The following is an 11,025-nucleotide window of genomic DNA, read 5'->3' as shown; positions in this document are numbered from 1 at the left end:
ACCATTTGCGATGGCAATGTACGTTTCGCCGTTAGCTAGTGTAGTGGTTAAGTTGTACAGCGATTGTGCAACCGACGTACTTGACGCAGGTGCTACATCGATGCTAATTGGCACACCTGCTGCAACGTCAATAAACGGAGTAGCAGTTCTAAATGCGAAGTTGTCTAATTCCAACTCGCCGTTAATGTACACATCAACTTCTGCAGCAGCGGCATCTGGTGAGTTGTGGATAACTTGTAAACGAGCCGTTTGAGCATAGCTCCCGAACACAGAAAAAAGAAAAACCAAGAATGCAAAACTTGTAAATTTTTTCATAGTACTTTTTTTTTGTTGTTATTGATGGTCTCAGCAAGTGAATTGAAAAAGAAAACGAATTTGTTTTGATTCTCTATTTTGCGCGGAATAGTAAACCTTACTTCATTCACGATCCTCACTCAACTTACTTTGCTAAACGAGAGAGTGGTTTCAGGCTTGATAGTTGCTTAGACTATTGTTAATCTTAATCTAAGAAAGTGTTATATTCCACTTAATAAAAAGACGATTCCTGCTGTTTCATACATCGTGCGTATCGAATCCTTAAAGCGGCGAATAGATAATTAAGTCATTATGGTTTTTAAGTCGATTCCTTTCTTATTTTTGACATGAAATATTCCGTCATGAAAAAGTTTATTGCAGTTCTAGCCTTATTGTTTAGTGTTGTTTCGTTTGCGCAGAAAAGTCCTGTGACAGCAGCGGTGATTAAGGACATCGAAAAACAGAAAGAAAAAATACAAACTGAATTAAAAAAGAACGACCGAAATGCAGCGCTAGCTACAGTTGTTGCCTTACGTGCCGACGTACACCGCCTGTATGAAAGTGCCTCGATCACTTTCGCGGAAAACAAAGAAAAGCTAAGAATTGCCGAGGCGGCTTACCTCGCCAGCGGAAAAACCGAAAAACTGATTCGTTCGCAATACAGCGATAAAGAAATCGAAAAAAGCTTGGATGAAATCATCAAAAATTTGAATTCTATAAAAGATTAAACGAATTCAATACCAGATTTTTAAATTACTTTGACTAAAGTATTACTTATTGATTCTTACGACAGCTTCACGTACAATTTAGTTCATTACTTTGAAGCGCTCGATTGCCAAGTTACGGTTCTGAAAAACGACGAACCATACCGCGATCTACTAAACACACACGACTGTGTAGTGCTTTCGCCCGGACCAGGACTTCCGGAAAATGCCGGGAATGTACTTCCGATTATTTCGGAAATCGTTACCACCAAAAAAGTTCTAGGTGTTTGCTTGGGATTACAAGCGCTTGCGACGCATTTTGGAGGCAGTTTAATTAACTTACCAAAGGTACACCACGGCTATGCTGATTTAATGACGCAAACGCAGGAAAACAAGCTTTTTAACGGACTTCCAAAAACATTCAACGTAGCGCGCTATCATTCTTGGGCGGCTTCACCAACCAATTTTCCCGAAATACTGCAAATCACCGCTCAAACTTCCGACGGAACCATCATGGCTTTCGAACATAAAAATTTACCTGTTTTTGGCGTGCAATTTCATCCCGAAAGCATTTTAAGCGAACACGGAATGCAAATTCTGATGAATTGGATTAACTTGTAGTTTTTATTTCAATAATCTTATTCAATATACTGAAAAAGATTGTTTTAAATTGTATATATAGAAAAAATCTATCGTGTAAAAACGAGCTTATTTCCGCTTGATAAAGCTTCATCGAAGGCATAACCTTCCGAATTGAAGAGTTTAATATCATCAAGTGATTCCGCTTCGCTTTCTACTAAAAAACGCGCCATCATACCACGAGCTTTCTTCGCAAAAAAAGAAATCATTTTCAGTTGTCCGTTGTGAAAATCTTTAAAATCCACTTCCACTAACTGACCTTTGAACGCTTTTAAATCGACCGCCGAGGCATATTCTTTACTCGCCAAATTAACCAGTAACTCGTCTTTCGAAAGCTGCTTTTTCACGAAAGCGGTTACATCCTTCTTCCAAAACTCATACAAATTTTTGGCTTCCCCTACTCCTAGTGAAGTTCCCATTTCCAATCGATACGGCTGCATGAAATCAAATGGTTTTAGAATTCCATACAAACCAGACAAAATCATAATGCGCTCGTTAAGTCGAGAAAGCACTTCGGTAGATAGCGTGTGTGCTTGTAAGCCGTCGTACACATCACCACTAAAACTAAAAATAGCCGGACGCGCATTTTCGGAAGAAAAAGGTGGTTTAAACGACTTATTTCGATGATAATTGAGTTCAGCCAACTTGTCGGAAATATCTTGAAGCGCCACTAAATCCGTTGGCTTTAACTTTTTGAGCGTTTGGTTAACTTTCTTTGATTTCGTTAAAAACTGCGGACTGCTGTATTCAAAATTCGGATATTCACCCGCTTCTAACAAACTCTTTGACGGAGACAATAAAATTTTCATAGTTAATTATATAGCGATTCGTCGATTTTGATATTTCGAATAAAACGAACACTGCTTACCATAGCTTCATGCATGTAGATATCGTTCTCTACTTTCGGCACCAACGTTCTGAAATCTTGCAACACAGCTTCTAAAGCAGTTCCGGTTTGATATTTACGAAGCAAAAGCGCCTGACTCGCATTAAACAACTCAATGGCGAGAATGCGCTCTACATTCTCAATAATTTCGAGCGTTTTTACCGCCGCATTTGCTCCCATGGATACGTGATCTTCTTGGCCGTTGCTGGAAACAATACTATCGATACTAGCCGGAGTTGCCAATTGCTTGTTTTTACTTGCAATAGCTGCCGCGGTATATTGCGGAATCATAAATCCGCTGTTTAAACCCGGATTTTCCACTAAAAACGCAGGCAATTCGCGCAATCCGGAAATGAGCTGAAAAATACGTCGCTCGCTAATACTTCCCAGTTCGGAAACCGAAATCGCAAGAAAATCGAGTGCCATCGCCAAGGGTTGTCCGTGAAAATTTCCACCCGACAGAATCAAATCTTCATCAACAAAGATATTTGGGTTGTCGGTAACCGAATTCAATTCCGTCTTAAACACCTTTTTCACATAGTCTAAGACATCTTTTGATGCGCCGTGCACCTGCGGAATGCAGCGGAAAGAATACGGATCTTGCACCTGTTTTGGCGAATTTTCCATCTGAGCACTATCGCTTAAAAACGCACGTACACGAGCAGCGGTTTCGATTTGCCCTTTATGTGGTCGAGCTAAATGAATGAGTTCGTGAAACGGTTCGATGCGGCCGTTAAATGCATCTAGCGACATAGCGCCAATCAGATCGGCGAGATAATTCAATCGAGACGATTTTATAATGGCATATACACCGTACGCCACCATAAATTGCGTGCCGTTTAACAGCGCTAAACCTTCTTTACTTTGCAATCGAATAGGTTCCCAACCCATACGCGCATTAATTTCTGCGGAAGCGTAAATTTTGTTATCAAACCACACCGAACCTTCTCCAAACAACGGCAAAACCAGATGCGCCAGCGGAGCTAAATCGCCCGATGCACCCAATGATCCTAAATCGTAAACAACAGGATAGACTTTCGCATTGTAAAACTGCACCAAACGCTCAACCGTTTCAATCGCCACGCCTGAATTTCCATAACTAAGCGACTGAATTTTGAACAACAACATCAGTTGAATAACTTCCAACGGAACGTGTTTCCCCAAGCCACAAGCATGACTTTTAACCAGATTTTCTTGTAAAGTCGATAAGTCGGCCTCGGATATTTTCACATTACAAAGCGATCCAAATCCGGTATTTATTCCATAAATCGGTTTTTCGCTGTTGCGGAGCTTCTCGTCTAAATAATTTCTACTTCTATTGATATTCCCCTTTGCTTCTTCAGACAAATCGATGGTTAAATCGTTCTCAATAATATGAACAACCTGAGCAATAGTAAGGGTTTTCGAACTGATGTAATGTATAGATTCCATAGTAAATTCTCTATTCCAAAAGTCTGTATTAATATGCATGCTGCAAATTTTTTAAGGAGTTTTTATGCTACTACGCACCGAAAATTTTTCAAGCCGTTCGTAATCTGGTAATTTCCGGCTATTAAAAATTTATTATTATAACAAACAGACCTTATTTTACATTTAAATTTAACAAATTCGTAAAAGTTCTAAAAGGATTTTAGGCATACAACTATTATTTTATTTTTGAAAAGTTACAAACTTAGGACAACGCTTATGAAAGTGCTAAAATTCGGAGGAACATCGGTTGCCAATGCGCAGAATATTCAATTGGTAATCGACATAGTTAAGAAGCAAGAAACAAAGAAATTGGCCGTGGTGGTCTCGGCACTGGGAGGTGTTACCGATTTATTGCTCAATGCGGCACAATTGGCGGCACAAGGCTTGAAATTGTACGAAACGGAAATTCGCAAAATAGAGAGTAAGCATCTCGAAGCTGTAGATGCCCTGTTACAACAACCTTTAAAATCGGAAGCCGAAGCTGCTTTACACCAACATTTCGACCAACTAGAAACCTTACTAAAAGGCGTGTTTTTATTGGGCGAGCTATCCGATCGTACTTCGGATGCTATTTCGGGCATGGGCGAACTCATGTCGTCGACCATCATCGCAAAAGCTTTGCAACAACAGCTCGATCGCGTGGTGTACGTCGATAGTCGGAATATTATTACAACCGACAGTAAATTTGGTAAAGCAAAAGTGGATTTCGAAATCACCAATTACCAAATTCAAAAAGCACTAAAATCCGACGGAATTTATTTGCTGCCCGGTTTTGTAGCTTCCTCTCACGAAAAACATACAACTACTTTAGGCAGAGGCGGTTCTGATTACACCGCAGCCATTGTAGCAGCCGCGCTCGAGGCAGAAGTCTTGGAAATCTGGACCGATGTTAACGGCATGTACACCGCGAATCCGAAAATTGTAAAACAAGCACTTCCGATTAGTGAGATTTTGTATCATGAGGCAATGGAATTATCTCATTTTGGTGCGAAAGTTCTCTATCCGCCCACTATTCAACCGGTATTGAACAAATCGATTCCGATTCTAATTAAAAATACCTTCGAACCCGAACACCCCGGAACACGTATTTCCGACCAAATTCAAGGAAATGCCAATCCGATTAAAGGAATCACGCACATTCAAAACATCGCTTTGCTTACGGTTGAAGGCAGCGGAATTGTTGGCGTTTCTGGTTTTTCAAAACGACTATTCGAAGCGTTATCGCAGGAAAACATTAGCGCTATTTTTATCACGCAAGCGTCCTCAGAACACTCGATTTGTGTAGGAATTACCGAAGTCGAAGCCAAAACTGCTAAACAAGCCATAGATAAGGCTTTTCAAATTGAAATTGCGCAGTCGTTAATCGATCCTACAATCGTGGAAACGCAATTGAGTATCGTAGCGCTTGTAGGCGAAAAAATGAAAAATCACCAAGGAATTAGCGGGAAAATGTTCTCTACTTTAGGGAAAAACAACGTCAACATTCGCGCTATTGCTCAAGGTGCCTCAGAACGGAATATTTCAGTGGTTATTGGCGACAAAGACGTAAATAAAGCACTCAATACCTTGCACGAGCGTTTCTTTGAAGACAACACCAAACAGCTGAATTTATTTGTCATGGGCGTGGGAAATGTTGGCGAAAAGTTTATGGAACAGCTCACCCAACAACGCAAATACCTGCGCGAGCAACTGAAAATTAACTTGCGTTTGGTGGGCATTTCGAACTCCCGAAAAATGCACTTCGATTTAGATGGAATTCCGTTAAAAGATTGGAAAAACAAATTGGAAGAAGGAAAAACTGCCGATTTAGAGCAGTTCATTGCTAAAGCCATCGATGCTAACCTGCGAAACGCCATTTTTGTTGACAACACCGCTAGTGAACTTGTAGCAGCAACATACGCCAACTACCTTGAAAAGAACATTGCCGTAGTTACGTGCAACAAAATTGCGTGTGCCTCCGAGTACGGAAATTACAGTCGTTTAAAGGCGCTTGCGCGGAAATACAGCGCACCTTTTCTCTTCGAAACCAACGTGGGCGCGGGCTTACCGATTATCGACACCCTAAAACACTTGATTACCAGCGGAGATAAAGTCAATAAAATACAAGCCGTTTTGAGCGGAAGTTTGAATTTCATTTTCAACAACTTCAACGAAACCAATAATTTCCACGATATTGTAGTGGAAGCCGGCGTTCAAGGTTTTACCGAACCCGACCCGAAAATCGACCTCAGCGGCATCGACGTAGCGCGAAAAATTCTCATCCTCATTCGCGAAAGCGGCTATGCTATGGAAATAGAAGACATTGATAACGTTTCGTTTTTGCCCGACGAATGTTTGAAAACAGCCAGCGTACCTGAATTTTTTGAATCGCTTAAAAAACACGATCAGCATTTTGCCGATTTGTACCGAAAAGCTGCCGAAAAAGGTTGTCGCTTGAAATACGTAGCCGAATTCGAAAACGGAAAAGCAAAAGTGGGATTACAGGAAATTCCAGCCACGCACGACTTTTACAATTTACAAGGAAAAGACAACATTGTTTTGTTTTACACAGATCGTTACGTAGATCAACCCTTAATCATAAAAGGTGCTGGAGCCGGTGCAGCTGTAACTGCTTCGGGTATCTTTGCCGATGTAATTCGTATTGCCAATGTCTAAATTTGAAGAAGTACAGGTTTTTTGCCCCGCAACCGTAGCCAATTTATCTTGCGGCTTCGATGTTTTGGGATTATGCTTAAAAGGCGTTGGCGATGAAATGACCATACGCATTACCGACGAACCCGGCGTGCGCATCAAACGCATTTCTGGTGCCGATTTATCTTTGGAAGTCGAACAAAACGTTGCGGGTGTGGCTGCCGTTTCTCTTCTTAATTTTTTGAAACCCAAAGTTGGCTTTGAAATTGAAATCGACAAGAAAATTAAACCCGGCAGCGGTATTGGAAGCTCGGCCGCAAGCGCAGCTGGAGCGGTTTACGGCATTAATAAATTGTTGGGAACGCCGCTACACCGACGCGATTTAATTCCGTTTGCGATGCAAGGCGAAGTATTGGCCAGCAAAGCCTTTCACGCCGACAACGTGGCTCCTGCCCTACTCGGTGGATTCACGATTGTGAAAGGGTATCATCCGCTGGAAGTATTGCGAATTGATGCACCAGACGACTTATACGTAACGCTGGTTCACCCAAAGATCGAGCTGCGTACAGCCGATTCGCGTGTTGTTTTGCCTGCGCAACTCCCTCTGAAAACCGCGGTACAACAATCCGGAAACCTCGCTGCATTCGTACATGCGTTGCATACGAAAGATTATCTGCTGCTCGGACGCGCTACGAAAGACGTTATCGCCGAGCCACACCGCGAAAAACTAATTCCTTTGTTTTCGTTAGCCAAAAGCGAAGCGCTGAAATCGGGTGCCCTTGGCGTTGGTATTTCCGGTTCCGGACCGTCGATTTATGCACTCTGCGAAGGCAAAGCTAGCGCCCAAGAGGTAAGTCGAGCCTGGAAATTAAGCTACATACTCAACAATATCGAAGCCGACGTATTTATTTCACAAGTTAACGCCAAAGGCACTGAACTAATATAAAATGAACTATCGCAGCTTACAAGGCGGTGAAGCCGTATCGTTTGAAACTGCCGTTAGACGCGGATTAGCACCCGATAACGGACTCTACTTCCCTACGGATATTCCGCAATTGCCCGCTTCTTTTTTCGAAAACATAGCAAAGCTTTCCAAAGAAGAAATTGGTTTTGAGGTAATTCGCCCATTTGTAGCGCCTGAAATCGATGATGCCTCGCTGCTGCAAATCGTTACCGAAACCTTGTGCTTTGACTTTCCGTTGGTGTCACTAGACGAAAAGACCGCAGTTCTCGAGCTTTTCCACGGACCAACACTGGCGTTCAAAGACGTTGGCGCTCGGTTTATGTCGCGCTGCCTCGCCTACTTCAACAAAAAGCAAACCTCAGTGCACAACACAGTTTTGGTGGCTACGTCTGGCGATACCGGTGGCGCGGTTGCCGATGGGTTTCTAGGCGTTTCGGGAATTGAAGTTGCGATTTTATATCCGGAAGGAAAAGTGAGCGACATTCAAGAACGGCAATTAACAACTTTGGGAAGAAACGTAAAAGCTTTCGCCGTTGCCGGTAGTTTCGACGACTGTCAGGCAATGGTTAAGCGTGCGTTTTTAGATTCGGATTTTAGAGATTTGGGACTCACCTCGGCGAATTCGATTAACGTAGCGCGCTGGTTGCCTCAAATGATGTACTACTTTTTAGCCTACGCTGCGGCTGAAAATAAACAACAGCTTGCCATATGCGTTCCGAGCGGCAACTTTGGAAACATTTGCGCGGGCATGATTGCCAAGAAAATGGGATTGCCCATTGCGCATTTTGTGGCGGCAACAAATGTTAACGATACCGTTCCGCGGTACATGCAAACAAACGAACTCGATCCGAAACCGACCATTCCTACGATTTCGAACGCCATGGACGTAAGCATCCCGAGCAATTTTGTTCGTGTTTTGGAGTTGTTTCCGGGCGACTCACTCTCGCAGTTGTTTTCGGCGGTTGCGTTTACCGATGCCGAAACGAAAGTGGCCATGCGTCAATTGTACGATACGTTTGGCTATGTGGCCGATCCGCACGGTGCTGTGGGCTATTTGGGCTTACGGGCTTTCCAAAAAACACATCCCGATTATTACGGTATTTTCTTAGAAACGGCACATCCGATTAAATTCCCTGAGGTTGTCGAAGATACTTTGCAACTCACGCTCAGCTACCCGGTTGCGGTTCAAAAACTTTTGAATTTGGAGAAAAAATTCGAGCGAATTAGCAGTTATTCCGACTTAAAAGCAAAATTGTTACACTGATTTGGGCGGTCCGGCGGTACACGTTCGCTGGAAATACCTAACCGCCGTCAGGCCATTCGCTGTATCTTTTGCCTTCGTACCTCCAGCAAAAGGATGACGCTGCTGTCCTTACCGCGAAAATTAGTGCCGAAAATTTACAAAAACTAACAGATTTTCCGCAGCAAATCAATAAAATCAAACAAAAAAATCGCGATTTAAATACTGATTATCAATTTTTTACGCGAGGTAATATTGCGATATTACGTTTTAAAAAATACAAAGCAATTTATTTACAAAACGTTGCCCACAAAATTGCCTAACGAACCGCTCGAATTACAGGACGCCAACAATACTTCCCTGTTTTTCAAGTCGCTAAAATGTAAATTTATAATACGTAGAAAAAAGGAGCCTTGCTTAAAAAAGGCTTTTTTAAAGTTCAATTTGTGGTTTTTTCTGGATAATTCTTTAGGAAAGGGAGTTGTGCGACGGTAACGGCTGTTAGCGGCTGTGGTGCTTCTATTTTTATTGTGTAGCTCACGCATATCGTCAAAATTACTGAATTTTACTTAAAAGTGAAATTTAGTGTAAAAAGTTTGCTTTTTTCAGTTATTAGCGCATACATTTGTAGTATAATTTCACTTAAAAGTGAAACATTTTCCTTTAACATGCGTTAATAATTAAACCCTGAATAAGTAAAGTGAACTACGAAATTGTCGAAATGGATCCATACAGCGGCAGCGAGGCAAAGGTTTACTCTATTATTCCAGAGGGTGAAGAAGAAACGTTGTTTGAAAAGTTTGTTGATGAAAACATAGTGTCATACAAGGAGGAGATAAAAGACATACTCAAACGACTAAAACAAATCGGTCATACAACTGGAGCAAGAGAGAGTTTCTTTAAACACGAAGGAGATAATGAGTTTGTTAGAAAATATGGGAAATATGTTTGGGCTTTGTATGATGATGAAGAAAGGAAGTTGAGATTGTATTGCCTAAGGTTTGCAAATGTGGCAATAATACTTGGAGGTGGCGGATATAAAGACAAGTCTGTTATAAAATGGCAAGATGACGAAAAACTGTCTGAAGAAGCAAGAAAAATCATGGCTTATGCTGAGAGTATAATAAAGCAGCTGGATGATGGCGATTTGTATTGGTCAAATAACGGAACTGAATTAGAAGGAAATTTAAAAAACTACGACAATGAATAAAGTAACCAAAGCAAGAAAATATAACAGCTCAAAATTGAATGAGTTGTTAGATGAGGTCACTCCATTAGAAATGGAGCAAACTAAGAACAAAATGCAACTTGCTGCTCGTATTGAAGATTTGATGAGGGCTAAAGGGTGGAACAAGTCGCAGTTTGCAGATAAAGTCGGAAAGCATCCGTCTGAAATAACTAAATGGCTAAGTGGAACGCAGAACTTTACGGTTGATGTTTTAACAGAGATTGCGTCAAAACTTGGAGTTGAATTAGCATCTTTGCTTGGTAAACAACAGGTTCAGGTTGTTTACAGAAAAGAAATTGTTGTTAAGTCTGTCGCTGCGCCAACAGGAATAAAACTAACAACACCGTTTAAACATGGAATAGATGTTTTTGGGACTTGTTTCTACACAAGTCAAGTAGTAAAGTCAGCTTATTCACAATTATATCAAGCATAAAATGGCTAAAATTGAAAATAAAGATTTTGATGTTGAAATGCAGATAAGAGCAATTGAATTATTGAATGGCTCATTGAGTTTATCTGCTAATCCCAATACTCCAGTAACCAACTTTAATTTCAACATAAGTATTGAAAGTCGTGCAGATGCAGGCAACAAGCTTGTTTTTGTGATTGTGCATGTTGAAATCAAAAATGACGACCATACGGTTGCTCTTGGTGCATTGTCAGTAAGTTGCATTTTTGAAATTGTAAACTTTGAAGATGTGATAAAAGTCGAAGCTGATGGTAAAGTAAATATTCCTCAACGCTTAATAGAAACACTTAACATGATTTCTATCTCTACGACAAGAGGTGTTATGTTCTCAACATTTAAAGGAACATTCTTACATGGTGCTGTCCTCCCAATTATAGACCCAAAACAGTTTCAGGTCGGCAGTCAAAAAGTCGAGAAATAACAAGGTTGCGTCTGTTCTAATAAGGTACTGTCCAACAAACTGTGTAAGTTGAAAAATAATGGGGTTTTAAAACCCCATT

At 41.2% G+C, this 11,025-nt stretch carries 11 protein-coding genes; 8 read left to right on the top strand and 3 right to left on the bottom strand.

The window, feature by feature from the left end; translation table 11 throughout:
• Window positions 1–315: DUF4397 domain-containing protein (locus tag CHX27_RS02760; RefSeq protein ID WP_133063400.1), on the bottom strand; the 315-nt coding region annotated here is incomplete at its 3' end.
• Between the two features lie 341 nt (window positions 316–656).
• Here CHX27_RS02760 and CHX27_RS02755 point away from each other — a divergent pair.
• Together CHX27_RS02755 and CHX27_RS02750 are read left to right on the top strand one after the other, a co-directional pair.
• Complete coding sequence (locus CHX27_RS02755) at window positions 657–1,022, top strand: hypothetical protein (protein ID WP_094485238.1); 366 nt, start codon at window positions 657–659, stop codon at window positions 1,020–1,022.
• Between the two features lie 30 nt (window positions 1,023–1,052).
• A complete protein-coding gene (locus CHX27_RS02750) occupies window positions 1,053–1,619 on the top strand; it encodes an anthranilate synthase component II (RefSeq protein ID WP_094485237.1) in 567 nt (188 codons plus the stop codon).
• Window positions 1,620–1,687: 68 nt separating this feature from the next.
• Here CHX27_RS02750 and yaaA read toward each other — a convergent pair whose 3' ends face one another.
• Window positions 1,688–2,446: a peroxide stress protein YaaA gene (gene yaaA / locus CHX27_RS02745; protein ID WP_094485236.1), complete on the bottom strand. Its 759-nt coding sequence runs from the start codon at window positions 2,444–2,446 to the stop codon at window positions 1,688–1,690.
• Window positions 2,447–2,448: 2 nt separating this feature from the next.
• A complete protein-coding gene (gene hutH / locus CHX27_RS02740) occupies window positions 2,449–3,954 on the bottom strand; it encodes a histidine ammonia-lyase (RefSeq protein WP_094485239.1) in 1,506 nt (501 codons plus the stop codon).
• A gap of 255 nt (window positions 3,955–4,209) precedes the next feature.
• On the opposite strand from hutH, the gene thrA reads away from it, so the two are divergent.
• The 6 genes from thrA (at window position 4,210) to CHX27_RS02700 (ending at window position 10,946) form a co-directional block, all read left to right on the top strand.
• The gene (gene thrA, locus CHX27_RS02735; protein ID WP_094485235.1) at window positions 4,210–6,648 is read left to right on the top strand and encodes a bifunctional aspartate kinase/homoserine dehydrogenase I; all 2,439 of its coding nucleotides are present in this window, start codon (window positions 4,210–4,212) and stop codon (window positions 6,646–6,648) included.
• The gene (locus CHX27_RS02730) at window positions 6,641–7,570 is read left to right on the top strand and encodes a homoserine kinase (protein ID WP_094485234.1); all 930 of its coding nucleotides are present in this window, start codon (window positions 6,641–6,643) and stop codon (window positions 7,568–7,570) included. The genes thrA and CHX27_RS02730 overlap by 8 nt, the downstream gene beginning before the upstream one ends.
• Before the next feature lies 1 nt (window position 7,571).
• A complete protein-coding gene (gene thrC / locus CHX27_RS02725; protein WP_094485233.1) occupies window positions 7,572–8,852 on the top strand; it encodes a threonine synthase in 1,281 nt (426 codons plus the stop codon).
• Window positions 8,853–9,549: 697 nt separating this feature from the next.
• Window positions 9,550–10,038 carry a hypothetical protein gene (locus CHX27_RS02710; RefSeq protein ID WP_133063399.1) on the top strand — a complete coding sequence of 163 codons (489 nt, stop codon included), beginning with the start codon at window positions 9,550–9,552 and terminating at the stop codon, window positions 10,036–10,038.
• A complete protein-coding gene (locus tag CHX27_RS02705) occupies window positions 10,031–10,489 on the top strand; it encodes a helix-turn-helix domain-containing protein (protein ID WP_094485229.1) in 459 nt (152 codons plus the stop codon). The genes CHX27_RS02710 and CHX27_RS02705 overlap by 8 nt, the downstream gene beginning before the upstream one ends.
• Window position 10,490: 1 nt before the next feature.
• On the top strand, window positions 10,491–10,946 hold the full coding sequence (locus CHX27_RS02700) for a hypothetical protein (RefSeq protein ID WP_094485228.1): 456 nt from the start codon (window positions 10,491–10,493) through the stop codon (window positions 10,944–10,946).
• Window positions 10,947–11,025 lie beyond the last annotated feature (79 nt).

The sequence above is a fragment of the Flavobacterium aurantiibacter genome (assembly GCF_002251775.1).
In the GTDB taxonomy this organism is placed as follows: Bacteria; Bacteroidota; Bacteroidia; order Flavobacteriales; family Flavobacteriaceae; genus Flavobacterium; species Flavobacterium aurantiibacter.
The sequence above is the reverse complement of the archived record's forward strand: the minus strand, read 5'-3'. Positions and strand labels throughout refer to the sequence as shown.